Source organism: Rhizobium sp. ZX09 (genome assembly GCF_017357485.1).
Classification (GTDB): Bacteria; Pseudomonadota; Alphaproteobacteria; order Rhizobiales; family Rhizobiaceae; genus Agrobacterium; species Agrobacterium pusense.
Window position 1 is genome coordinate 743,885 of sequence record NZ_CP031364.1, and the last position, 25,064, is coordinate 768,948.

At 58.8% G+C, this 25,064-nt stretch carries 25 protein-coding genes; 16 read left to right on the forward strand and 9 right to left on the reverse strand.

Going from position 1 to position 25,064, the window contains the following annotated elements:
- Positions 1-80: 80 nt before the first annotated feature.
- Complete coding sequence (locus tag BTN45_RS18150) at positions 81-257, reverse strand: DUF465 domain-containing protein (protein ID WP_003506164.1); 177 nt, start codon at positions 255-257, stop codon at positions 81-83.
- A 234-nt stretch (positions 258-491) separates the two neighbouring features.
- On the opposite strand from BTN45_RS18150, the gene BTN45_RS18155 reads away from it, so the two are divergent.
- The 5 genes from BTN45_RS18155 (at position 492) to BTN45_RS18175 (ending at position 3,292) form a co-directional block, all read left to right on the forward strand.
- Positions 492-695, forward strand: a complete 204-nt coding sequence (locus BTN45_RS18155) for a YdcH family protein (RefSeq protein ID WP_003497661.1) — start codon at positions 492-494, stop codon at positions 693-695.
- A gap of 48 nt (positions 696-743) precedes the next feature.
- The gene (gene purE / locus BTN45_RS18160) at positions 744-1,211 is read left to right on the forward strand and encodes a 5-(carboxyamino)imidazole ribonucleotide mutase (RefSeq protein ID WP_034497641.1); all 468 of its coding nucleotides are present in this window, start codon (positions 744-746) and stop codon (positions 1,209-1,211) included.
- 11 nt (positions 1,212-1,222) lie between these two features.
- A complete protein-coding gene (locus BTN45_RS18165) occupies positions 1,223-2,299 on the forward strand; it encodes a 5-(carboxyamino)imidazole ribonucleotide synthase (protein ID WP_207590409.1) in 1,077 nt (358 codons plus the stop codon).
- Between the two features lie 146 nt (positions 2,300-2,445).
- Positions 2,446-2,571, forward strand: coding sequence for a type B 50S ribosomal protein L36 (gene ykgO, locus BTN45_RS18170; protein WP_003497670.1), 126 nt, complete (start codon positions 2,446-2,448; stop codon positions 2,569-2,571).
- A gap of 100 nt (positions 2,572-2,671) precedes the next feature.
- Positions 2,672-3,292, forward strand: a complete 621-nt coding sequence (locus BTN45_RS18175; protein WP_207590411.1) for a tetratricopeptide repeat protein — start codon at positions 2,672-2,674, stop codon at positions 3,290-3,292.
- Positions 3,293-3,360: 68 nt separating this feature from the next.
- Here the strand turns inward: BTN45_RS18175 and BTN45_RS18180 are convergent, their stop codons facing one another.
- From BTN45_RS18180 to BTN45_RS18190, 3 genes are all read right to left on the reverse strand, one after another.
- Positions 3,361-3,618 (reverse strand): DUF2312 domain-containing protein, encoded by a 258-nt coding sequence (locus tag BTN45_RS18180; RefSeq protein WP_006314683.1) that lies wholly within the window; start codon positions 3,616-3,618, stop codon positions 3,361-3,363.
- A gap of 147 nt (positions 3,619-3,765) precedes the next feature.
- Positions 3,766-4,071: a DUF1244 domain-containing protein gene (locus BTN45_RS18185; RefSeq protein ID WP_006697181.1), complete on the reverse strand. Its 306-nt coding sequence runs from the start codon at positions 4,069-4,071 to the stop codon at positions 3,766-3,768.
- Between the two features lie 15 nt (positions 4,072-4,086).
- Positions 4,087-4,875 (reverse strand): N-formylglutamate amidohydrolase, encoded by a 789-nt coding sequence (locus tag BTN45_RS18190; RefSeq protein ID WP_004445811.1) that lies wholly within the window; start codon positions 4,873-4,875, stop codon positions 4,087-4,089.
- Between the two features lie 196 nt (positions 4,876-5,071).
- On the opposite strand from BTN45_RS18190, the gene BTN45_RS18195 reads away from it, so the two are divergent.
- A complete protein-coding gene (locus BTN45_RS18195) occupies positions 5,072-5,554 on the forward strand; it encodes a DUF1036 domain-containing protein (RefSeq protein ID WP_004445812.1) in 483 nt (160 codons plus the stop codon).
- Positions 5,554-6,993, forward strand: coding sequence for a pyruvate kinase (pyk, locus tag BTN45_RS18200; protein ID WP_004445813.1), 1,440 nt, complete (start codon positions 5,554-5,556; stop codon positions 6,991-6,993). The genes BTN45_RS18195 and pyk overlap by 1 nt, the downstream gene beginning before the upstream one ends.
- A gap of 82 nt (positions 6,994-7,075) precedes the next feature.
- Here the strand turns inward: pyk and BTN45_RS18205 are convergent, their stop codons facing one another.
- Together BTN45_RS18205 and BTN45_RS18210 are read right to left on the reverse strand one after the other, a co-directional pair.
- The gene (locus BTN45_RS18205) at positions 7,076-8,980 is read right to left on the reverse strand and encodes a DUF882 domain-containing protein (protein WP_162702194.1); all 1,905 of its coding nucleotides are present in this window, start codon (positions 8,978-8,980) and stop codon (positions 7,076-7,078) included.
- A 176-nt stretch (positions 8,981-9,156) separates the two neighbouring features.
- Positions 9,157-10,701: a sigma-54 dependent transcriptional regulator gene (locus tag BTN45_RS18210; protein ID WP_207590413.1), complete on the reverse strand. Its 1,545-nt coding sequence runs from the start codon at positions 10,699-10,701 to the stop codon at positions 9,157-9,159.
- 170 nt (positions 10,702-10,871) lie between these two features.
- Here BTN45_RS18210 and BTN45_RS18215 point away from each other — a divergent pair, with 170 nt between their 5' ends.
- Complete coding sequence (locus tag BTN45_RS18215) at positions 10,872-12,722, forward strand: M3 family oligoendopeptidase (protein WP_173615347.1); 1,851 nt, start codon at positions 10,872-10,874, stop codon at positions 12,720-12,722.
- Between the two features lie 101 nt (positions 12,723-12,823).
- Positions 12,824-13,459 (forward strand): aminotransferase class IV family protein, encoded by a 636-nt coding sequence (locus BTN45_RS18220; RefSeq protein WP_173615348.1) that lies wholly within the window; start codon positions 12,824-12,826, stop codon positions 13,457-13,459.
- Here BTN45_RS18220 and BTN45_RS18225 read toward each other — a convergent pair.
- Positions 13,456-14,364 (reverse strand): GGDEF domain-containing protein, encoded by a 909-nt coding sequence (locus tag BTN45_RS18225; protein ID WP_006697187.1) that lies wholly within the window; start codon positions 14,362-14,364, stop codon positions 13,456-13,458. The genes BTN45_RS18220 and BTN45_RS18225 overlap by 4 nt on opposite strands.
- A gap of 251 nt (positions 14,365-14,615) precedes the next feature.
- Between BTN45_RS18225 and BTN45_RS18230 the strand changes: the two genes are divergently transcribed.
- The 6 genes from BTN45_RS18230 (at position 14,616) to BTN45_RS18255 (ending at position 21,679) form a co-directional block, all read left to right on the forward strand.
- Positions 14,616-16,061 carry a homospermidine synthase gene (locus BTN45_RS18230; RefSeq protein WP_207590415.1) on the forward strand — a complete coding sequence of 482 codons (1,446 nt, stop codon included), beginning with the start codon at positions 14,616-14,618 and terminating at the stop codon, positions 16,059-16,061.
- Between the two features lie 145 nt (positions 16,062-16,206).
- Positions 16,207-16,581, forward strand: coding sequence for an outer membrane lipoprotein Omp10 (omp10, locus tag BTN45_RS18235; RefSeq protein WP_003506132.1), 375 nt, complete (start codon positions 16,207-16,209; stop codon positions 16,579-16,581).
- Between the two features lie 218 nt (positions 16,582-16,799).
- Positions 16,800-18,716, forward strand: coding sequence for a 5'-nucleotidase C-terminal domain-containing protein (locus BTN45_RS18240; RefSeq protein WP_207590417.1), 1,917 nt, complete (start codon positions 16,800-16,802; stop codon positions 18,714-18,716).
- 353 nt (positions 18,717-19,069) lie between these two features.
- Complete coding sequence (hemH, locus tag BTN45_RS18245) at positions 19,070-20,104, forward strand: ferrochelatase (RefSeq protein WP_207590419.1); 1,035 nt, start codon at positions 19,070-19,072, stop codon at positions 20,102-20,104.
- A 58-nt stretch (positions 20,105-20,162) separates the two neighbouring features.
- Positions 20,163-21,212 (forward strand): SPFH domain-containing protein, encoded by a 1,050-nt coding sequence (locus BTN45_RS18250; protein WP_044459129.1) that lies wholly within the window; start codon positions 20,163-20,165, stop codon positions 21,210-21,212.
- Positions 21,213-21,214: 2 nt separating this feature from the next.
- The gene (locus tag BTN45_RS18255; RefSeq protein ID WP_207590421.1) at positions 21,215-21,679 is read left to right on the forward strand and encodes an NfeD family protein; all 465 of its coding nucleotides are present in this window, start codon (positions 21,215-21,217) and stop codon (positions 21,677-21,679) included.
- 35 nt (positions 21,680-21,714) lie between these two features.
- Here BTN45_RS18255 and BTN45_RS18260 read toward each other — a convergent pair whose 3' ends face one another.
- Positions 21,715-22,710 carry a KpsF/GutQ family sugar-phosphate isomerase gene (locus tag BTN45_RS18260; protein ID WP_004445833.1) on the reverse strand — a complete coding sequence of 332 codons (996 nt, stop codon included), beginning with the start codon at positions 22,708-22,710 and terminating at the stop codon, positions 21,715-21,717.
- Between the two features lie 57 nt (positions 22,711-22,767).
- Entirely contained in the window at positions 22,768-23,133 is a 366-nt protein-coding gene (locus BTN45_RS18265) for a PAS domain-containing protein (protein WP_006697194.1), read from the reverse strand.
- Between the two features lie 412 nt (positions 23,134-23,545).
- Between BTN45_RS18265 and uppP the strand changes: the two genes are divergently transcribed.
- Positions 23,546-25,039, forward strand: coding sequence for a polysaccharide biosynthesis protein UppP (gene uppP, locus BTN45_RS18270; protein ID WP_207590423.1), 1,494 nt, complete (start codon positions 23,546-23,548; stop codon positions 25,037-25,039).
- Positions 25,040-25,064 lie beyond the last annotated feature (25 nt).

Consider the following 25,064-nt stretch of genomic DNA (forward strand, 5'->3'; position numbering starts at 1 on the left):
CAGCAGGTTTTCGCCGCCAGAGCTCGAAAGGGTCAGACCGCCGACCCCTCATTCATCGAGGGCCAGCGATCTGCCATAAATCAATGTCTTGTGGAGGCTTTGAGCCTCTGGAGTTCATCCTTCAGGCGCAGTTTACGACGTTTAAGGTCCGCGATCTCTCTATCGTCAGACGACGGGGAAGCAAGAATACTTTCGAGCTCCTCCTCCAGAGCACCGTGTTTCTTTTCGAGCGATGCAATATGAGCCTGAATGGTCATGCGGCACGTCCTTCCTTTTTGAACCTACCTCCAGCTCTCCATCGCTGGAGTTTCAGGTTTGCGACGACAATGTGACACGGATCGATCGGCTTGTCGAAGGCGAAATGAAGGCAATAAGTGGGCAATTTGGTCGCAAGGGATAACTTCCCGTTACCGCGATTTGATGATAGAGGCTCGTGAACGATCACATACGCGCCGGAGGCTATCCGGCTGGCATAAAATGGGGATGACAAGATGCCCGATCAGGACCAGGCGGACATCAGGCTCACGCTGGCGCGGCTGCGCCAGGAGCATGAGGATTATGACGCGGCGATCAATGCGATGATCCAGACCAGCTGCGACGCGCTGCGGATACAACGCATGAAAAAGAAGAAGCTGGCCGTCAAGGACAAGATGACCCAGCTGGAAGATCAGGTCATTCCCGATATCATCGCCTGAGCCCGGAGACATTACGTGACAGCAGAAACGCCCCCCGTCGCCATCATCATGGGCAGCCAGTCCGACTGGGAGACCATGAAGAACGCCGCCGACACGCTGGATGCGCTCGACATCGAATACGAAGCCCGCATCATTTCCGCCCATCGCACCCCCGACCGGCTTTACGATTTCGCCAACGGCGCGAAAGACGAAGGCTTCAAGGTCATTATTGCGGGGGCCGGCGGCGCTGCCCATCTGCCGGGCATGACAGCTGCCATGACGCCGCTTCCGGTCTTCGGCGTTCCGGTCCAATCGAAGACCATGTCCGGTCAGGACAGCCTCTATTCCATCGTGCAGATGCCCGCCGGCATCCCCGTCGGCACGCTCGCCATCGGCAAGGCCGGCGCGATCAATGCGGCCCTTCTCGCGGCCGCGGTGCTGGCGCTTGGCGATGAAGACCTTGCCGATCGTCTGGACGCCTGGCGTGCGCGCCAGTCGGCGGCTGTCGCGGAATACCCCATGGACAGCGCCCAGTGACGACACACGACATGGCAAAGACAACCAACCTCACCATCGGCATCATCGGTGGCGGGCAACTCGGCCGCATGCTGGCGATGGCCGCGGCGCGTCTCAACCACCGTACCATCGTGCTGGAGCCGCAGGCGGATTGTCCCGCGGCACAGGCCTGCAACGACCAGATCGTGGCAGCATATGATGACGAAAACGCACTTGCGCAACTCGCAACCCGCTGTGATGTCGTGACCTACGAATTCGAGAACGTGCCCGTTGCCGCGGCAGAAAAGCTCAGCGCCTCGGTTCCCGTTTACCCGCCGGCACAGGCGCTCAGCGCCTCACAGGATCGCTTGACGGAAAAACGCTTCCTCAACGATTGCGGCATTCCAACCGCCGATTTCCGCGCCGTGGATAGCCAGGAAGAGCTGGAAGCCGCGCTGGCCGCCTTTGGCGGCAAAGGTGTGCTGAAAACCCGTCGCATGGGTTATGACGGCAAGGGACAGCGCCTCTTCCGGGGAGGCGAAGACCTCGCGGGCGCGTTTGCAGCGCTTGGTGGCGTGCCGCTGATTCTTGAAAGCTTCATCGCCTTCGAACGCGAAATTTCGATCATCGCCGCCCGTTTCCGGGACGGGACCGTGACCTGTTACGATCCGGCCGAGAACGTTCATCTGAACGGCATCCTGCACACATCCACCGTGCCGGCCGCACTTTCGGATGCCGCAAGGGATATTGCCGTGAAATCGGCGGAAAAGCTGCTGGCCGCTCTGGATTACGTCGGCGTTATCGGCATTGAGTTTTTCGTCCTGCCGGATGGATCGCTGGTCGCCAATGAAATGGCGCCCCGCGTGCACAATACTGGCCACTGGACGGAGGCGGCCTGTGTAATCTCGCAATTCGAACAGCATATCCGAGCCGTATCGGGCCTTAACCCCGGCAACACTGATCGCCATTCCGACTGCATCATGACCAATCTGATCGGCGACGACATCAACGACGTACCGGCATGGCTGTCGAAAAAAGACTGTCTCGTCCACCTCTACGGCAAGACGGAAGCACGGCCGGGCCGCAAGATGGGCCACGTGACGCAGCTTCTGCACACAGGAAAAGCCTAGTCTTTTAAGGCAAAGACGCGGGCAAGTGTTGACAGGCAGGGCTCAAACAGGTATCTGCCTGCCAACCGAAAAGAGCGCGCCCCGTTGCGCGCTTTTGATTGTTTGAATAGCACGGCACAAACCGTGCAAAACTGCGGACCAGTAAAATGAAGATCAAGAATTCGCTTAAAGCGCTTAAGGCCCGTCATCGCGATAACCGCCTGGTTCGCCGCAAGGGCCGCGTCTACATCATCAACAAGCAGAACCCGCGCTTCAAGGCTCGTCAGGGCTGATTGACTGCGACTGCGTTTCGCGATCAGATCGCGGATCACTTTGTTGACAGACCAGAAGTTTGCATTTGATATTGGGCGCAGTCGGGTTAAGCTTTAACCCATGCGCCCAAATCGTTTTTGCACCGCTCTCATTATTGCTCAGGGCTTCATGGCCTCAAGCCTCGCGTTTGCGGGAACGGCTGCTGTTGCCCAAGCGGCAGACGGAAAGCCAGCTGTAGCTGTCGAATCGGCGCCATCACCCGCCAAGACAATCGACACGCTTTTCGCTTCGCTGAAAAAGGAACGGAATGCGGTCAAGGCGCGCAGCATCGCCAACCAGATCGCCTCCGAATGGAATGATTCCGGCAGCGCAACGATCAATCTCCTGATGCAATGGGCAGGCGAAGCTGCCGACGAAAAGCGCAACGCCGCCGCTTATGATTTTCTCGACCAGGTTGTTTTGCTCGATCCCGACTATGTGCAGGCGCCCTATCGCCGCGCGATGGTCCATTTCGCCGATGGCGACACCCGCAAGGCAATGGCGGATATCAACCTGACGCTGGAAAAAGAGCCGCGCTATTTCCCGGCCCTCGCAAGCCTGGCCAACATCCTCGAAGCCTCCGGCCGCGACGAGCTGGCGCTGAAAGCCTGGGAGCGTTATCTGGCGCTTTATCCTGCAGACAAGGACGCCCGCAAGGAAGCCATCGACCTTTCAGAAAAGCTGGCTGGCACGCGCGGCTGATGTCGAGGGCAGTTTAAACAAAAATCGCCGCAGAAGCGGCGATTTTTCATTAAGGCATTTTCAGCCGATCATTCCATGCCGAGCGCGGCCATATAAGTCTGAAGAATCGTTTCTTCCTCGATGCGCTCGTTGGCATCCTTCTTGCGCAGGCGGATGATGGTGCGGATTGCCTTGGTATCGTACCCACGCCCCTTCGCTTCGCCCATGACATCCTTGATATCACCCTGAATAGCAGCCTTTTCTTCTTCGAGGCGCTCGACGCGCTCGATGAACTGACGCAGTTCGGCGGCGGCGACGGTTTCGGTGGTGCTGGTTTCGTCCATCATATCATCCTTCATTGGCGGCCCGCATGTGGGCCTTGTTCATTCAAACTGGCAAGGCGTTCGCCGGTCGCTGCCAGCAGGCAGCAAAATTCAGGCCTGTGAACTGCCCACTGAAAGGCGTCCCGTCAAGTCGATTCCGTCGGTGAAGACTTATTCCTTGGGCCGGTTCTGCTCGAAAGCGGCTTTCTGGTCGCCACTCGCTTCGCCCTGGTATTTCTCTTTCCAGTCCTCATAGGGCATGCCGTAGACGATTTCCCGGGATTTTTCCTTGCTGAGCGGAACACCCGCTTCCTCGGCCGCTTCACGGTACCAGTTGGAAAGGCAGTTGCGGCAGAAGCCCGCGAGATTCATCAGGTCGATGTTCTGCACATCGTGGCGTTCACGAAGATGTTTGACGAGACGCCGGAATGCGGCCGCCTCAAACTCGATCTGCCCGTTGTCGTTCTCATTTGTCATGGCGAAACTCCAGGCTCAATAGGGGCCGGTGCGGGAAGCGAACAGCTGATATTCATGCAGAACCGGATCGTCATTCATTGCGGCAAAAATGGGAGCGAGGCGGTCTGACCATTCGGCGATCCCCTCCTCGTTGCCGATCAGATCCTGCCTGACCTCCAGAAGTGCGTGCGGTATACCCTTCGCCATACAATGACGATACATGGTATCGCCCTTGAGTGCTCCGTCATAGGGTTCGTTGTCGCCGACGAGAATGTCGCCGGTAGCGCGCAGATGCGCCAGCAGCGGATCGACCGCGCGATGATCCGTATCCCACAGAACCGCCGCATGCCATGGCCTCGGCGTTTCCTTCCAGAACGGTGTATAGGAATGCAGTGACAGGACGAGCGGCGCTTCTTCCGAGGCCTCGGCCACACGGGTCAGCACGCTGTCCACGGCATTGTGATAAGGCCGGTGAAAAGTCTCGATCCGCTTTTGCCATTCCTCGTCAGAAATCGGATGGTTTCCGGGGATGATCGCTCCGTCCGAGATTTTCATGATGAGAGTTGGATCATCCTCACCACGATTCGGATCGATCAGCAGCCGCGAGAAACGCCCGAGCACCGCCGGCACGCCAAGGCGCGCAGCCAGCGAGCGCGTTAGCCCCTCTATACCGATATCAAATGCGATGTGGCGATGAAAAGCGGTTTGCGGAAGACCAAGATTGCCGTAGTGTGCCGGCAGAAGGTTCATGGCGTGGTCTGCCAGCAGAACCATGCCTTTGTCATAATCGCCTTCTATGATTTCATAGGGTATGAAGTCGTTCATCGATGATTTTTCTGGGGCAGCATTGAGGAGAGAAACTTGATGGCATGGCTTGAGGCCGGGCGCAAGTTACGGCGGAAGAACAGCCATCTACCTTATCGCACTCACGATCCCACGAACAATATAATCGATTAAACTCGCGTTGACTTTCTTGGGCGGCCACGCCAAGAAGTGTGTTCATTATAACCATGGAATCCGGATGGAAGCCGTGACTCAGTCATCTCTCGCTCGTCCCCGCCACATCAGGCACCTCGCCCGTCTTTTTTCCATAGCGGCATTGTTTCTGACCCCTTTCATGATCGCGGCGCCCGCGTATGCGGATTTTCGCGTCTGCAATAGCACGCAGAATCTCGTGGGGGTCGCAATTGGCTATCGGGCACAGGAGGGCTGGGTCAGCGAAGGCTGGTGGCAGGTCCCCGCCTCGACCTGCGCGACGCTGATCGAAGGTGAACTGCAGTCACGTTATTATTATCTCTATGCCGAGGATGCCGCTCATGGCGGCCGCTGGACCGGTGACGTCAACATGTGCGTGGCGGAAAACGAGTTCAAGATCACCGGTGTGGATGATTGTTATGCCCGCAGCTTCCAGAGAATGGGTTTCAAGGAATATGACACGGGCAGACAGGGCAGCTGGATGGTCCAGCTTTCCGATACGCCAGGCACACAGGGAAATCAAAACTGATGAAGCGTAACCGCAAAGTCAAAATTCTTGCAACTCTCGGCCCTGCCTCCTCTGATGAGGCCATGATCGAAAAGCTGCATCTCGCCGGCGCGGATCTTTTCCGGATCAACATGAGCCATGCGAGCCACGACCTGATGCGGACGCTCATTCAGCGCATCCGTTCGGTCGAGAGCCGCAACGGCCGCCCCATCGGCATTCTGGCCGACCTGCAAGGTCCCAAGCTGCGCGTCGGAAAATTTGCGGAAGGCAAGGTCGAGCTCGTACCTGGCCAGACCTTCACCCTTGATAACAACGACGCACCTGGCGACAACACCCGCGTTTTCCTGCCGCACCCCGAAATTCTCGAGGCGGTCAAACCGGGCCATCGCCTGCTGATCGATGACGGCAAGCTGCATCTGCGCGCTGAAAAGAGCGACGGCAAGAGCATCGTCACCACGGTCATTTCCGGCACGCGCATTTCCGACCGCAAGGGTATCAGCCTGCCCGACACTCTGCTCGGCGTCGGCGTTCTTACCGACAAGGACCGCGTCGACCTCGATGCCGTGCTGGAAACCAACGAGGTAGACTGGGTCGCGCTTTCCTTCGTCCAGCGTCCTGAGGACCTAGCTGAAGTGCGCAAGATCGCACGCGGCCGCGTCGGCCTTATGTCCAAGATTGAAAAGCCGCAGGCGGTCGAGCGCATCGAAGAAATCATCGAGCTTTCTGACGCCCTGATGGTTGCCCGTGGCGACCTTGGCGTCGAAATGCCACTGGAAGCCGTTCCCGGCATTCAGAAGCAGCTGACCCGCGCCTGCCGCCGCGCAGGCAAGCCGGTCGTGGTTGCCACGCAGATGCTCGAATCGATGATAACAGCGCCTGTACCAACCCGCGCTGAAGTGTCCGACGTCGCCACCGCCGTCTTCGAAGGCGCTGACGCGATCATGCTCTCTGCCGAGTCTGCCTCTGGCGATTATCCGGTCGAAGCCGTTTCCACCATGGCCTCTATCGCAAGCACCGTGGAACAGGATCCGCATTATTCCAACATCATCTACGCGCAGCGCGCCCAGCCGGAACCGACAGGCGCCGATGCGATTTCGCTGGCCGCCCGCCAGATTGCCGAAACCCTGAAGCTTGCGGCGATCGTCACTTACACATCGTCGGGCACGACAGGTCTGCGCGCGTCGCGTGAGCGGCCGCAGGTTCCGATCATCGCCCTCTCGCCGATCATCCAGACCGCACGCCGACTGTCGGTTGTCTGGGGTCTGCACTGCGTCGTCACCGGCGACGCCAGCGATCTGGACGACATGGTGAACCGCGCTTGTCGCATCGTCGTTTCCGAAGGCTTCGGCAAACCGGGTGACCGTATCATCATCTCCGCCGGCGTTCCGCTCGGCACACCCGGCGCGACCAACATGGTGCGTATTGCCTATATCGGCTCGGACGGCCAGAGCGGCGTCTGACGGACAGATGTCAGGAACAAAAAAACCCGCCGTTACCGGCGGGTTTTTTATTGGCCTCTCGGGCCGCATTGGCAATGAAGGCTCAGTGCATCTTGACCGGCGTGCTGAAGCGGCTCGATTCGATGGCGACCGCGCCCGGCTTGAAGCTTGCCGACGTCGCGGAAGCCGACATATCGTGGCTCAGCATGCGGTTGGCGACAACCCGCGGCGCCTTGACCGAACGCCCGGTCGTGCCCTTGTTCTGATTGAGCGCCCAATCCGAAATCAGGTCCTGTGTCAGACGCCCGCCGCCGACCATGGCCTGGTGGGAAACCGCAGCATCCTGCTTGCTCGGGCGTGCGCCCTTGGTCGGCAGGCCGGCAGTGAGACCACTATTGATGGCAGGTTTCAGATCAAAAGCGTCACCGAAGCCGGGCTGTGGTTCTGCCTTGGCCGTTTCAGCAGGTGCGACCGTGACCTTGTGATTGACGGCGGCCGGGAAAGGAGCGGCTGTCGGCGTGACGGCTGACTGAACCTGCGACCGGGCAGCCTGACCGCTCTGTTCCAGAGCTGCGACCACTGTTGGTGAAAGTGTATCCTGCTGCGTCTCGGCGAGGTCGTCTTCCCCCTCCGGATCGGCATTCGCGGCCGCCAGCAGGGCTTCCGCAACAGCCGGACGGTTGGCGGGGACCGGAACAGAGGCCAGTTCGCCCGTTGCTGCGGGCGTTGCGCCGTCAGCGGAAGCGGTGAGAACAGAACCCTCGGCATCCCCCTTCATGCCACGCGGCCCGAGAAGCGTCGGCACCGGAACTGAAACCTCGGCGAGATCGGCAAATTGCTGACGCTCGGCAGGCGCGGATGTGGGCGTCGGTGTGGTCGCAGCCTGCAGCGCATCCTGGGCTGCGTTACGCGCCGGCGAATAAAGCGCGGTCGCAAGGCCGGTATTGGCAGGCGGCTGGTTGCCGAATGCGGGACGGGCCGTGGGCAACGGAGCATCGGTCACACCCGGAAGTGCCTGGGCCGAAGCAACGGCGATCGTCGGTTCGGGCTCAGGAGCCGCCTGCTGCGGAGCTGCCGGGCGAGCAACCGCCGGACGTTCGGCGGGCTCGGGCGCTGCGATGCTATCGGGATCTTCATCCTCGTCACCGCCGCCAAACAGGGCCTGCAACAGGGTCTTGCGCTTGCCGCCGCCCGAAGAGGCCGGACCGGCACCGGCACTGGAAGCAACTTGAATGGAAGAGGAACTGACGCGCTTCTTGTAATCGGCAAGCGCCTGCTCATAACCGGGAAGCGGCTTACCATCGGAAGGAAGATGCAGCGTATTGCCATTCGGGAAGATGCGGACGAGTTCCTGGCGGCTCATGCGCGGCCAGGCACGAACGCCGCCGACATCCATATGCACGAAAGGAGATCCCGATGTCGGATAGAAACCGACGCCGCCGATCTGCATCTGCATGCCGATCTCGCGAAGACGGGAAAGTTTCACGCCTGGGATATAAAAGTCCATGGCCTTGCCCAGCATGTGCTGGCTCTTTTCTGCGACACCCTTGGTGCGCGTGCGCAGAAGACCATTGGTTTCAGGCGAGCGGAAAGCCGACACGACGTTGATATAATCGGTGGCGCCGCTGCGGCGATAGACTTCCCAGACGAGATCGAAAAGGCGCGGGTCCATGCGTGTCGGCTGGTTGCGACGCCAGTCGCGTAGGAATCGGTTCAGCTCCTGCAGACCCTTCTGGTCATATTTTCCATTGCGCTTGAAGGTGATGACCGCCTTTTCGCGTGTGTGGATATAATACAGCTTGAGACTGCGCGTTTCGGCGGCGGCTTCCGTCGCCGAAACACCAACGAAAGGCATTGCGGCGAGCATCAGGCAGGCAAAGGTGACAGCGCGTGCCGACAGCTTCGTGCATATATCCTTGATCAAGCCGCGCGCCATCTTGCCTGAAAGCGCGTTATTCCGATGCAGATATGGCAATTCGATCCCCGCCTGGAAGACAATTTCTGTCACATTGCCTCAAATGAACGTCAAATACGGTGACACGATGGCAAAATTGCCACACACATACAACCTTCCTCTATATAGTGAATCAGCCACTAACAAGAGGTTTATAGACGGTAAGCGGATATCCTTGCTCAGAAGTTAACGAATTTTGCGATCTGCCCTCGAATAAGTGCCTTGCGCGATCATGCGACGTCTCGAAGCGGATCATCGGGATCGATGCCGTAATCCTTCAGCTTGCGATAAAGTGTCGAGCGGCCGATGCCGAGCTTTCTGGCGACCTGACTCATCTGCCCGCGATAGAAACGCAGGGCGAAACGAATAAGCTCCTCTTCGATCTCCGCCAGCTTTCGGATGTTGCCTGTCTCATCCGTGCTGGAGATCAGGCTTCCTCCCCTGTAAATGGTGGTGGAAACATCTGCCGGTTCATCCGTGACGACATGGTTTTCGACGGCTGGTGCCGGTGGCGAATAGGCTGCGAGCTTCAGTGACGATCCGGATGGCGAGCGGATGACATCCTCTGCGTCATCACCTGCCGAGAATTCCGGCAGTTGCAGCGCGATCTGCGGAAAATCGGCATCCGACAGTTCCCCGCCCTGCGACAGCACGACGGCGCGGAAGACGGCATTTTCAAGCTGGCGAATATTGCCGGGCCAGTCATAAGCGGTCAGCAGCGCCAGCGCGCTGGCATCCAGGCCGACGGGATTGGGCAGCTTCTGCTCCGCGGAAAAACGTTCGGCAAACACCCGTGCGAGGTGGGGGATATCTTCCTTCCGGCGACGCAAGGCGGGAATGGTAATCGGAAAGACGTTGAGGCGATAATAAAGATCCTCGCGGAAGCGGCCTTCCTTAACCTCCTCGATGAGATTCTTGTTGGTGGCCGAGATCAGCCGCACATTTACTTTCTGCACCCGAGCGGAACCGACGGTTTCTATTTCGCCTTGCTGGACGGCGCGCAGCAGCTTGACCTGCACGTCCAGCGGCAGATCGCCGATCTCGTCCAGGAACAGCGTGCCACCATCCGCTTCCATGAATTTGCCGACGTGCTTTTCCGTCGCGCCGGTGAAGGCGCCCTTCTCGTGACCGAACAGAATGCTTTCCACCAGATTATGGGGAATAGCGCCGCAATTGACTGTAATAAAGGGCTTGTTCGCCCGGTCGCCGGCGGACTGGATGGCCCGGGCGACCATTTCCTTGCCCACGCCCGACTCACCCTCAAGCACCACGGGAATGCTGGACTGCGCGGCGCGCTGCGCCAGTTCGATCACCCTCAGCATTGCGGGGCTTGCGGAAACGATATCGGTAAAATTCACTGCATTGCTCCGTCCGCGCCTGCCCGTGCGGGCCTTTGCCTCTCTTCTGTCGAGCTTGAGCGCATTGGAGATGGCGGCGCCGATCCTTTCCGGTGAGACCGGCTTGACGACGAAATCGAAGGCGCCGGCGCGCATTGCCTGCACCACCGTGTCGATGCCGCCCTGCCCCGTCTGGACGATGACCGGAACGTCGACGCCCAGTTCACCGACGGCTTTCAGAAAACCGAGACCATCCATCTCCGGCATCATGAGATCGAGGACGACGACATTTATTTCACCGCTATATTGCTTGAGGAGCTCCAGGCCGGCCTTGCCGTTCTCGGCAAGCAGGGCCAAGTGCCCATAACGTTCCACCGCATTTTTGAGCAGGCGGCGCTGGACGGGATCGTCGTCTATCACAAGAACATGCGCGGTCATTTTTAGCTCCGGTTTCCGGTTTATGGACCTGCGTCATGCGGTCCCTTGTGCCGCACTCTGGCACGGGAGACTTGAACATCCAGTTTTGAGAATTGCTTGCATTTTATCCATTGCCGCGGGAAACAAAGGCCCCATATGCTGCGCAAAGCATAATCAGAAGGACATATCCGATGACCCTCAACCAACCCGTTCCGCAGCCTGTCTTCGCCCTCGCCGAAACAGCCGCCCCACTGCTCGGCGACCTGCCCGGCTGGAAGCTTTCGGACCTCTATCCGTCGGGAGATTCGGCCGAATACAGGGGTGACCTGGAGAAAGCGGCGTCGATGGCGGCTGCTTTCGAGCAGAAATGGAAGGGCAAGCTTGAGGCCGCCGCAAAGGCGACAGGCGAAAAGGGCATTGGCGCGGCGCTGAAGGAATATGAAGCGCTGGACGATCTTATCGGCCGCATCGGCTCTTTTGCCGGGCTCACCTATTTTTCCGACACATCCAATCCGGCAAACGGCAAACTCTACGGCGACGCCCAGGCGGAACTGACGGATATTTCCTCCCACCTCCTGTTCTTCACGCTCGAACTCAACCGCATCGACGACGCCACGATGGACGCCTGCATGGCGAATGATGCAGCTGCAGGGCATTACCGCCCCTGGCTCGTGGATTTGCGCAAGGACAAGCCGCACCAGCTCGATGATCAGCTCGAACAGCTTTTCCTTGAAAAATCGATGACCAGCGCGGCGGCGTTCAACCGCCTCTTCGACGAGACGATGGCAGATCTGCGTTTCGACATAGACGGCGCAAGCCTGCCGCTGGAAGTGACGCTCAACATGCTTCAGGAGCCGGAACCGGAAACCCGAAAGAAGGCGGCGGAAGCGCTGAGCGCCACCTTCAAGGCCAATCTGCGGGTCTTCACGCTCATCACCAACACGCTCGCCAAGGACAAGGATATTTCCGACCGCTGGCGCAAATTCGAGGATATTGCCGATAGCCGCCACCTGGCGAACCGCGTCGAGCGCGAGGTTGTCGATGCGCTGGCGGCGGCAGTCAAAAAAGCCTATCCGCGCCTTTCACATCGCTATTACGCCATGAAGGCGAAGTGGCTGGGCATGGAGCAGATGAATTATTGGGACCGTAACGCGCCCCTTCCCGATACGTCGAACACGATCATTTCGTGGGATGAGGCAAAGGATACCGTACTTTCCGCCTATGGCGACTTCGCGCCGGAAATGGCCGATATTGCCCGCCGCTTCTTCGATGAAGAATGGATCGACGCCCCTGCCCGCCCCGGCAAGGCGCCGGGTGCCTTTGCACATCCCACCGTGCCCTCGGCCCATCCCTATGTGCTGGTCAACTATCTCGGCAAACCACGCGACGTGATGACGCTTGCCCATGAGCTTGGCCATGGTGTGCATCAGGTTCTGGCCGGCGAACAGGGCGCCCTGATGTGCGCGACGCCTCTCACTCTGGCTGAAACGGCCTCGGTGTTCGGGGAAATGCTGACCTTCCGCAAACTGCTCGATGACACGAAGGATGTTCGGGAACGCAAGGCCATGCTCGCCCGCAAGGTCGAGGACATGATCAACACGGTCGTGCGCCAGATTGCTTTTTATGAATTCGAGCGCAAGCTGCACACTGCGCGCAAGCAGGGTGAACTGACCTCCGAGCAGATCGGCGACCTGTGGCTTTCCGTTCAGGCAGAGAGCCTGGGTCCGGCGATACGGATTTCCGAAGGCTATGAGACGTGGTGGACCTACATCCCCCATTTCATCCACTCGCCCTTTTATGTGTACGCCTATGCCTTTGGCGACTGCCTGGTAAACTCGCTTTATGCGGTTTACCAGAAGGCCGAGTCAGGCTTTCAGGAGAAGTATTTCGAGCTTCTGAGGGCGGGCGGCACCAAGCACCATTCGGAACTCCTGAAGCCCTTCGGCCTTGATGCGACCGATCCCTCCTTTTGGGACAAGGGGCTTTCGATGATCGAGAGGCTGATCGACGAGCTGGAAGCGCTGGATAACAGGCAGGCTTAATCTCATCCACCGGCAGAGCTATCCTGTTTCGGGCAAGCTTTGCCGGTTGATGGTGCCGGCACAGGATGCCGGTCATCAATTTAGGGCGACGAGCACAGGCCATGAAACGCAAACCCGCCGATCTGACCTTGAGGGAAACGCTGCGCTGGGAGCCACAGACCGGCTTTCAGCGCATTGACCAGCATATCCGCCGGCTGCTGCGCTCTGCCGACGCGCTCGGTTTCCGTGCCCCGGCCAATGCGGTTCAGGCGCTGGAAAAGGCGGTGGGCGGCGACAAGCCGCTCTGCGTCAGGCTGGTGATGAACTACAAGGGGGAACTGCACATCGAGACCACCGAGTTCGAGCCCCTGCGACAGGATACGGTCTGGCGGGTTCGTATCGCCCGGAACGTCACACTCGATTCCACTGATACCTTCTATCGCCACAAGTCCTCGCGCCGCGAACCCTATGACGCCGCCCGTGCTGAATTTTCAGCCGGAGAGGCCGACGAGGTGCTGCTGCTCAACGAACGCGGTGAATTGTGCGAGGGATCATCGACCAGCATTTTCGTGGAAATGCCAGATGGGCAATTGCTGACGCCACCGCTCGACAGCGGCATTCTGCCGGGCGTGCTGCGCGCCGATCTGATCCGCGAACGCAAGGCGCGTGGACAGGCGCTGAAGCCGGAAGACATTGCCGGCCGCAGGCTCTTCGTCGGCAATTCGCTGCATGGGCTGGTTGCGGCGGAACTCATCTAAACCGTTACCGCCAGAAGCCGGTCGCGGCCCTTCTCCTTAGCCGCATAAAGGGCCTGATCGGCACGCGTGAAAATATCGTCCGCGCTTTCCGCCGTCCGATAGGCCGTCATGCCGGCCGAGCAGCTGTAGGAGAAATCCGGAAAATCCGCGAGAGGTCGCGAAAGCCGAACTCGCTGCAGCAGCCGCTCGACAATGTCCCGCCCCTCGGCAAGAGACGTTCTCGGCAGGACGAGCATGAATTCTTCACCACCGATCCTTCCGAAGCAATCGACCCTGCGGATGACGGAATGGGCGACGCCGACAAAATCGCGCAGCACCGCGTCACCGCACTTATGACCGAAACGATCATTGATCTGCTTGAAAAAATCGATGTCGAGCGTGCAAAGGCAAAAAGAGGCCTCCAGCCCCTTTGAGACCTGCTCTACCTGCAACGCCAGCTTGGCGAAGACGAAGCGGCGGTTCGCCGTTCCCGTGAGTTCGTCCGTCTGGGAGGCGCGTACGGCCAGATCCCTGTCCTGCCTCAGCGTTCTGTAACCCTGGCGCAATTCGGTGACATCGCTTGCAACGCACAGCATCCAGCCATCCTGTTGCACCGTTTCCGTCATCCAGAACCAGCGACCGTCATACATGTCCATCTCAAAGGCGCGGTAAGGCAGCTTGCCGCGACGGGACTGCGCCGACAGCAGCCATCCTTCGAAATCATTGTTGCGAATGACGACACCGGTCCGCAGCCGGTGGTTCAGCCGCATGATATCCGCCCAGGTCGGAAAATCATCTTCGGCAAGCCTGAAGCTCTCCCGAAACGACGGATTGGCATGCCGCAACCGATCGTCGGAATCATAGAGGGCGATCAAAACGGGGGTGGCACTCTGAAGCGCTGTTACACGCGCGAAAAGATCACTCAACAGGCAACTCCTGTGATGGAGAAATCCCTCCCCCATCATCCCGTCAAGCCCCCCCGAGCCTTGGTCGATGGCGAAAAGAAGAGTTCAATTATAAACGCGCCCTCCAAAATGCGAAGAGGCAGAATGAAGGGAAGAGAAGCTGAACCGACCTTGCGGGCAGCACCGTCATATGTCCGTCATCTGCCTGCCCTTTATTGTGGCACGCTTTTGTGATCTAGCTTACTTATTGGCTGAAAAAGGAAAATTGACGAATGACGGACGCAAACCACCCGATTTATGGCGATATCGATGGCCTAATCATCATGATCGGCTTCGGCTCCATCGGGCGCGGCACTCTTCCGTTGATCGATCGTCATTTCAATTTCGACCGGACCCGCCTCGTGGTCATCGATCCGCGCGCAGACATCGCCCCATTTCTGGCCGAGAAGGGCATCCGTCATATCCAGACACACCTGACAAAGGAGAACTATAAGGAGGTTCTCAAGCCGCTTCTTAAAGGCGTGCGGGGTCAAGGTTTTTGCGTCAACCTTTCCGTGGACGCCGCATCCGTCGACCTCATGCGGATCTGTCGTAAACACGGCATGCTCTACATCGACACCGTCGTGGAGCCATGGCCCGGCTTTTATTTCGATGCCGATGCCGACAATGCCGCGAGAACGAATTATTCGCTGCGCGAGACCATGCTCAAGGAAAAGGCGCGCAGACCCGGCGGCACGACGGCCGTTTCGACCTGCGGCGCCAATCCGGGCATGGTCTCGTGGTTCGTGAAACAGGCACTCGTCAATCTCGCAAAGGATATCGGCGTCGACATCGAGGAGCCGCAGTCCCATGACCGGGAAGGCTGGGCGAAACTGATGGAGCGGCTTGGCGTCAAGGGTGTTCACGTGGCTGAACGCGACACCCAGCGGGCGAAAGAACCCAAGCCCTTCGGCGCTTTCTGGAACACGTGGTCCGTCGAAGGTTTTATCGCGGAAGGTTTTCAGCCGGCCGAGCTCGGCTGGGGAACGCATGAGAACTGGATGCCGAAAAACGCAAAAAAACAGAAGAAGGGCAGCAAGGCAGCGATCTATCTCGATCAGCCGGGCGCCAACACAAGAGTACGCACATGGTGCCCGGGCCTTGGGCCGCAATATGGATTTCTCGTCACGCACAATGAGGCGATTTCGATTTCGGATTATTTCACCGTCCGCAACGAAGGTGGCGACGTGACATACCGACCCACCTGTCATTATGCCTACCATCCCTGCAACGACGCGATTCTCTCCCTGCATGAACTCTTCGGCAATGGCGGCATTCCCCAGCCGGTTCAGCATGTGCTGGGCGAAGACGAGCTTGTCGATGGCGCCGACGAGCTGGGCGTCCTGCTCTATGGTCACGAAAAAAACGCCTATTGGTATGGCTCCCGGCTCAGCCTGCAAGAGGCGCGGTCGCTTGCCCCGAACCAGAACGCGACCGGACTGCAGGTCAGTTCGGCGGTGCTGGCCGGCATGGTCTGGGCGCTCGAAAATCCTCAGGTCGGCATCGTCGAAGCCGACGAGATGGACTATCGCCGCTGCCTTGAAGTGCAGCGCCCCTATCTCGGCCCGGTCGAGGGCCATTATACCGACTGGACACCGCTTGACGGTCGTCCCGGCCTGTTCCCCGAAAATCTCGACAAGTCCGATCCCTGGCAGTTCCGCAACATCCTCGTGCGCTGATGGAAGAGTCTCATATTTGCCACGCCGGGATTTTCTGAACGACCTCAGGAACCGGGGAGAGCGAACAACGTTGCCTTGAAATAAAGAACGCTTCACGGCATGGTCGAAGCAAGAAGCTTTTATCGAATCGCAGGAGAACAGGCTCATGAACTTCAAGACAAGCGCGGCTTTGCTTTCAGCCGCCATCGCGGTGTCTTCATGCGTCGCGCCGGGTCCATCGCAGCAAACCTCGATGGCGCCGTCCCTGTCCCGCGGGCCGGCTGTCGACGGCCGCTGGATCGACCGCAACGGCATCGTATCGACCTTCCAGAACGGCGCCTTCTCCACCCGGTCGACCGACACCAACACGCTGCTGGCCTCCGGCACCTATGTCACCATTTCGCCGACGCTTTACGAAATCAATATGACGTCGCTGGTGCGCAACACGCAGTCGCGCGTCAACTGCGCCCTCGTCTCCCCGTCACAATTGAACTGCACGACGGACACAAACAGCCAGTTCTCGCTCACGCGTCAGGGCTGATAATATCACCTATTCAATAAGATAACCCCTTCAGACGCACGCCCTTTGGCGTGCGTTTTTCTTTATTGCCTACCTGTCATAATTTCGCTTGCGGCGACTGCCGCTAAATGGAAACATCCGGTTTTCGAAAGACTGACATGTTTTCGGACTAAAGAATGAGCGCGGTCGGAGAATGATCAACCGGCCAGGGCTTCCGCTTTGAACAGGAGAGAGGGACCATGAAGAAAATTTTGGGACTGGGCATGCTGAGCGTTTCGGCGATAACGCTTTCCGCCGGCGCGGCTCTGGCCGATTACGAGCTCAACATTCTTCACATCAACGATTTTCACTCCCGTATCGAATCGATCAACAAATTCGACTCGACCTGCTCTGCGGAAGAGGAAGGAAAAAATGAATGCTTCGGCGGTGCCGCGCGCCTGCTGACAGCGATCAACCAGACAAGGGATGCCCTGAAGACCGGGGGGAAAAACGTCCTGCTGCTCAATGCCGGCGATAATTTCCAGGGCTCGCTGTTCTACACCACCTACAAGGGCACGGTGGAAGCGGAAATGCTGAATGCCATGAAGTTCGACGCGATGACCGTCGGCAACCATGAATTCGACGATAGCGAGGACGGGCTCGCCGGCTTCCTCGACAAGGTTCAATTCCCCGTCGTAACCGCCAACGTGGTGGCCACCGCCGCCTCTAAAATCGGCGACCGGGTAAAGCCGTCCATCGTGCTCGAGGTCGGCGGACAGAAAATCGGTATCGTCGGCGCCGTTGCCAACGATACGGCCGAACTGGCAACACCTGGTCCCAACATCACCATTGCCGAAGATGTCGCGAAAATTAGCGAACAGGTACAGAAGCTGAAGCGGGACGGCGTCGATAAGATCATCGCGCTCACCCATGTCGGCTACCCGCGCGATCTGGAATTCATCGCCAAAATTCCCGATGTCGATGTTGTGGTTGGCGGCCATTCGCATACGCTGCTGTCGAACACCGACCAGAAAGCCGAAGGCCCTTATCCGACGCTCGTTGACAATCCCGGCGGCTACAAGGTTCCTGTCGTGCAGGCCGGCCAGTACAGCAAATATCTTGGCGACCTCAAAATCGTCTTCGACGACAACGGCGTGGTGAAGGAAAGCAAGGGAGACCCGATCCTCGTCGATTCCTCCTTCAAGCCCGATGAAGCCACGCTGAAGCGTATCGATGAACTGAAGGCGCCGATCGAAGCCCTGAAAGCCAAGGTGGTCGGCACTTCTGAGGGCCCGATCGAGGGCGACCGCAAGATTTGCCGCGTGAAGGAATGCTCGATGGGCAATCTGGTGGCCGACGCAACGCTGGCCCGCGTCAAGGATCAGGGCGTCACCATCGCTTTTGCAAATAGCGGCGGCCTGCGTTCCTCCATCGATGGCGGCGATGTCTCCATGGGCGAAGTGCTGACGGTTCTGCCGTTCCAGAACACCGTCGCAACCTTCCAGCTCAAGGGCGAGGATATTCGTGCCGCCCTCGAAAACGGCGTCAGCCAGATTGATGACGGTGCGGGCCGCTTCATGCAGGTTTCCGGCATGAAATATTCCTTCGACCGCTCGAAGCCGGCCGGCAGCCGCGTCGTTTCCGTCGAAGTCAAGGAAGGCGATGCCTTCGTGCCTCTCGATCCCGCCAAGACCTATATCGTTGCGGCCAATAACTACGTGCGGACCGGGGGTGACGGCTTCAAGGTTTTTGCGACCAAAGCCATCAACGCTTATGATTTCGGCCCCAATCTCGAGGAGGCCGTTGCGGCCTATATTACCGCCAACAGCCCCTATAAGCCCTATACGGATGGCCGCATCGCCGAAGTGACGCCCGCAGGTTACGTCGCCCCGGCGAAGCCCGCAGCACCCGCGCCGGCAGTGACGACAGCCGCTCCGGCCGCCACACCGGCACCCGCGCCGGCAGCCCCTGCCACCCCCGCACCGCCCACAACGACGCCTGCTGCAGCTGCTGCAGCCGCCAGCAAATATGTGGTGGAAAAAGGCGATTCGCTCTGGAAAATTGCTGCGGAGAAATATGGCGACGGCGCGCTCTGGCAGAGAATTGCCAAGGCAAACACGCTGAAGCATCCGAACCACATCGAAATCGGCGAGGAGCTGGAACTGCCGGCTCAATAAGCGGGGCTACAGCAGACAGGGCAATATGCCGCAGACACGAAGCCGGCCCTCGGATTTCTGGGCCGGCTTCTTTTTTCTAATGAAAAACAGATACTTACGAGAATAATTTTGCCGCCTGAAGGCATGTGCCTGCCGGAATGGCGGAAATAGCCGGTGGCGGTGGTTTAATCCTGAAGAATTTCGTCTAGAACACGATGAACAAAGTAACGCCACGGGCGTATAGCTCGGGCACGTCCAGCCAAACTTCATTGCTGTTTGCGTTGGGGTCAATAAACAGACGATGGAGCGTTTCCAGCCTATATCCGAGGCGGAGCGTCCCTCGCACAACCAGTTCGAGTTTCAGGGTATCATTCATGGTGACAGAATTATCCGCACTCCCCGCGAACCATCCCCGTGTCGCATTTGGCAAGGTGGGCGTGCTGCTCGTCAATCTCGGCACGCCCGATGGTACGGATTATTGGCCGATGCGCCGTTATCTGGCGGAGTTCCTGAGCGACAAGCGCGTGATCGAATGGTCGCGCCTCTACTGGTACCCGATCCTTTACGGCATCGTCCTCAACAAGCGCCCGCAGAAGGTTGGCAAGGCCTACGAGGAAATCTGGAACCACGAGCGCAACGAAAGCTACCTGCGAACATATACGCGCAGCCAGGGCGAGTTGATGGCGCAGGCATTGAAGGATTTGCCCAACGTGGTTGTGGACTGGGCAATGCGTTACGGGCAGCCTGCCATCGCCTCGAAGATCGACGCGCTTAAAGAACAGGGCTGCGAAAAAATCCTGCTTTTTCCGCTTTATCCGCAATATGCCGCGTCCACCACGGCGACCGTGAACGACAAGGCGTTTGAACATCTGATGAAACTGCGCTGGCAGCCGGCGATCCGCACCGTGCCGCCCTATCATGACGATCCCGCCTATATCGAGGCGCTCGCCGCCTCCGTCAAAAACCATCTGGCGACGCTGGACTGGGAGCCGGAGATGCTGATCACCTCTTTCCACGGCATTCCGCAATCCTATTTCAAAAAGGGCGACCCCTATTATTGCCATTGCCAGAAAACCGCCCGTCTGCTGCGCGAGGCTCTGGGCTTGACCGAAAAGAACTTCATGATCACGTTCCAGTCCCGTTTCGGACCGGAAGAGTGGCTCCAGCCCTATACCGACAAGACCGTGGAAAAACTCGCCTCGGAAGGCATCAAACGTATAGCCGTGATGAATCCCGGCTTCGTATCGGATTGTCTTGAGACCCTGGAGGAAATTGCCGGTGAAGCCGGAGAAATCTTCCTGCATAATGGCGGCGAGAAATTCACCCACATCCCATGCCTGAATGACAGTGCCGAGGGCATGACCGTTCTCGAAAAGGTTGTGCGGCGGGAGTTGCAAGGCTGGGTGTAATCTTGCCATAACGATACGGGGGTAAAACCCTGATCATGATGTGCTGGAGGGTAAAGTGATGATCGCATTGGGCGGTTTCGACATCGTCGTCTTGGCAGCCGTGGTTCTGGTCATTCTGGTGCTGTTTGCCGGCATCAAGACCGTGCCGCAGGGATACCGCTATACGGTGGAACGTTTCGGGCGCTATACGCGCACGCTCGAGCCTGGCCTGAACCTCATCGTACCCTTCTTCGAGCGCATCGGCGCCCGCATGAACGTGATGGAGCAGGTGCTCGACATCGCCACCCAGGAAGTCATCACCCGCGACAATGCCAGCGTTTCCGCCGATGCGGTGGCGTTTTATCAGGTTCTGAATGCGGCGCAGGCTGCCTACCAGATCGCCAATCTGGAAAACGCCATCCAGAACCTTACCATGACCAATATCCGCTCGGTCATGGGTTCGATGGACCTCGATGAATTGCTATCGAACCGCGACGCCATCAACGACCGCCTTCTGCGCGTGGTGGATGAGGCCGTGGGACCTTGGGGCATCAAGGTCACCCGCATTGAAATCAAGGATATCGCGCCGCCGAAGGATCTCGTCGATTCCATGGCGCGGCAGATGAAGGCGGAGCGCGAAAAACGCGCGCAGGTGCTGGAGGCGGAAGGCGCCCGCAATGCCCAGATTTTGCGCGCGGAAGGCGCAAAACAATCCGCTATTCTGGAAGCGGAAGGCCAGCGCGAAGCAGCGTTCCGCGACGCCGAAGCGCGCGAACGTCTCGCCGAGGCCGAAGCCAACGCCACCCGTATGGTGTCGGAAGCCATTGCGGCCGGCAATGTCCATGCCATCAACTATTTCGTTGCTCAGAAATACACCGAAGCACTTGCCGAGATCGGCACAGCCAAGAACGCCAAGATCGTGCTGATGCCGATGGAGGCCTCGGCGCTGATCGGCTCTCTCGGCGGTATCGGCACGATTGCGAAAGAGGTCTTCGGCAACGGCGGAGACGCGCCCACTGCTCCCGCCGCCCCCGCATCCTCCCGCTCCGTGCCGCCGACACGGGCTTCGGCCCAGACGATTAACGTCACGGCTCCCGGCAATCCCTTCGGTTCTTCCTCGGAGAAGTGACAATGCTGCAAGGGCTTGCCACGGAACTTGGACCATGGAGCTGGTGGATCGTCGCTTTCGTGCTGCTCGCCGCCGAACTCATCGCCCCCGGCGTCTTTCTGATCTGGATCGGCCTTGCCGCACTGGTCATCGGTGCGCTCTCCTTGCTCCTTTGGCAAACAGCTTTTTGGGCGTGGGAATTGCAGTTAGTTATATTTGCCGCGCTCTCCGTCGTTTTCGCTCTGCTCGGCCGGAAATACTTCGGCAGAAACCGGGCGACAAGCGACGAGCCCTTCCTCAACCAGCGAGAGGCAAGCCTTGTCGGCCGCACGGCGACGCTTCAGGAACCGATTGTCGAAGGGCGGGGCCGTATCAGGCTGGACGATACCTGGTGGCCGGTCAACGGTGAAGACCTGCCGGCGGGAACCCGGGTGAAGATCGCTTCCGCCCGGGGACGAACGCTGACAGTCGAGCCGTTAGAGCGATAGGTTTTCAGGATCAGCCTTCTCAGGATCGGTGGGCCTCAGGCCACGCCGATTCTCAGCAGATCGTGGAAATGCACCAGCCCTATCGGCCGGTTATCGTCATCAACCACAATCAATGCGCCGATGTGGAATTTTTCGAGCGTTGCCAGCGCACCCGTTGCCAGGACCGATTTTTTGACCGTCTTGGGCGTCCGGGTCATGATATCGTCCACGGTCAATTCAGCAAGATTGCGCGACAGGTTGCGCGCCATGTCCCCCTCGGTGACGATGCCGCACAGACGCCCGTCCTCATCGAGAACGCCGACGCAGCCGAAATGCTTGCGGGAGAGAACACCCACGGCTTCCGGCATGGCCGTTCCCCTGTTGACCAGCGGCACACGATCGCCGGTATGCATTATGTCGCTGACCAGCGTGAGACTGGCGCCCAGCTTGCCGCCGGGGTGAAATACCTTGAAATCGCCCGCCGTAAAATTGCGCGCTTCCAGCAGCGCAACAGCAAGGGCATCACCAAGTGCAAGCTGCATCAATGTGGAGGTTGTGGGCGCAAGGCCAAGCGGGCAGGCTTCCTGCTCATTGGGAACCAGCAATACGATATCGGAAGCCTTCGCCAGCGATGATGTCTCGGAACAGGTGAGCGCGATCAGCGGAATGGAAAAGCGGCGCGAATAATTGATAATGCTGCGCAATTCGGCACTTTCCCCACCCTTGGAGATGGCCAGAACCACGTCGTCACCGCCGATCATGCCCAGATCGCCGTGATTGGCCTCCGCCGCATGGACAAAAAATGCCGGCGTTCCAGTGGACGCAAAGGTGGCCGCCAGCTTCGCACCTATATGCCCGCTTTTGCCCACGCCGGTTATGATGAGACGGCCGTTCGACTGGCCGATTGTTTCGATCGCCTTGCAGAAGGGGACCGAGAGACCGTCTCGCAGAGCCGTCTCGAGGGCGGCAAGGCCCGCCCGCTCCATCGAAATCGTCCGTACGGCGGATTCGATGGCATTGTCTTCGACCAAGTTGACGGCGCGCGTAATCATGGGGGACTGTTACTCTTTCAGCCGGAATAAGTCCACTCCCTGCCGGAGCCGCCTGCTTCAGTGGCGCAAATCCGGCGGAGAAATTTCCTCCATGGTTCCCAGCCGCTTAAAGGGAATGTTTTCTTCATCGACGAGATATCGGCCAGCGGTCCTCACCCAGGAAACCGAACCGTCGGTGCGGCGCACGGCATATTCCTGACTGTAGAAGCTCGCATCCTTCAGTGTGTTCAAGGCGGTCTCTATCACCCGATTCCGATGATCCAGATCCACTTTTTCGAGTATCTGGAAAATACTGATGCCCTGCATTGCCTGTCTAAGTGGAATTCCGAATAGTTCAGCGCACACTTCATCCAAATAGAAGCGGTCATTGGTAATATCCCAACAATAGAAACCGACCTGTTTGATATTCAAAACGGCTTTCATGAAACGACACTGTCACACAAAATAAAATTCAATACGATTTGCCGGGCAATGGAAGGTCAACTTTCGTTAATCATAGGGCGATTCCGTGCCAAATTGAAACGTTTTAATCTTTTCATATTAGGAATATTTGCATTTACGAACAGCCCCGCTGCCGCCAGCTCTGACCGGTGCGCGCAGGTAACGGGAGTGGACGGCACTCCAGGACGCCTCCCCGTGACATCAGGAAATTCCGGCGATCTTTATCAACTGTTAACCATAAAAAACCTATTGTTAAAGCGATGTTAAAACTTGCGTCGACTGTTCGGTCCCTGGTTTGTCAATGTCGTTTCGTCGGCCTTTCTGACTGGGGCCTGCGGCAATGTATTGGCGGACTGTCGGTCCGGCATTCGGCCCATTCGCCGGGTGAAAAGGAATGACTGTGAAGGGCACCGCCACACGTCTGCCGACGTCGCGGAAAGCAGCAACCCTGCTGCTCGCCTGCACGCTTTTTTACCCCCACGAAGATGCTTCCGCACAGACGGCGACTGCCGCCCCGGCAATGCCGGGCGTCGCTGCCACGGCCGATGGCATTGGCTCCGCCGCTCCCGCACCGACCCCCGGGACAATGGCGGGTACGGCCCAGGCCACAACGGCACCTGTCCCCACGCCCCAACTCTGGCGTCCCTCAAATAATCCCGGTGACGCGATTTCCGAGCAGCAGGACGAAGCGGGGCAGCCCTATGCCGACGCAGACAACCCCTATGAGCCGACCGTGGACGGGGGCGAAAACCCACGCGTTGTTACCGAACCCGGACAGACTCCGGGAATTCGGCTGGGCACCCTTCTGCTCCGGCCTTCGATCAGTCAGACCATTAACACGGAAAAACAGAGGAATACGGGTGGTCCCTCGCGACGAAACTATCTGACGACGGGCATACGCGGAACGCTCACCAGCGACTGGTCCCGCCATGCTTTGACCGTCACGGGAGACGGCGCGTGGGAGAAAAACTTCGGTGATAAGGACGGAGAAGAACCAAGGGCGCGGATAGAGGCCGATCTGCGTCTTGACCTCGGATCAGAAACAACCGCCAACCTCAAGGTCGGTTACGAATTCAGCCGTGAAGACACGACCGATCCCAATGCCTTGACCGGCGCCGCCGTGCAGGGTGGCGAACACCGTTTCAGCGCCGGGGCATCGATAGAGCGGGATTTCGGCAAGCTGCGAGGTCTGGCCGCGCTTGACCTGTCCCGTACGGTGTATACCGACGCGAAGGGTCTCGATGGCCGGCCGATCAGCCTCAGTGACCGTGACCAGAATGGTGCGAATCTGCGCGGACGCCTCGGCTATGAGCTGTCACCAGCGCTGATCCCCTTCCTCGAACTGAACGCCGGCACAACGAAATATGATAGCCGCCTCGACAATTCCGGTTATGCCCGTTCATCCAATGCCTATGGGGCGAAGATTGGGGCAGAGGTCGATCTCGGTGAAAAGACCCGTGGCGAAGCCGCCATCGGTTATCTGCGTAAACAATATGACGATGATCGCCTTGCGTCGATCGGCGCGTTGACGCTTGACGGCGAACTTAACTGGTCGCCCCAGCGCGGCACGAATGTCAATCTTGGCCTGCGCACGACAATAGAGGATTTCGCCGGCGGTCCGCAGGGCGGATGGGTTTCCTATCGCCTGGATGCCGGGCTGACCCACGAATTGCGCAGCAATCTGGTAGCGCGATTGACCGGGCAAATCGTGCATCGCACATTCCCCTCCTCCGACACGGAGGACGCCGTGGAATATACGGCGGGTGCCGGCCTGACCTGGGGTCTCAACCGTTATCTCGATCTGACCGCCGATGTCAGCTACCAGTGGACACCGGTTTATGACAGCAGCGAACTTCGCGTCGGTGCAGGGCTTGTCCTGAAGCGATAAGCGCCAAATAAAAATCCCGGCGCGA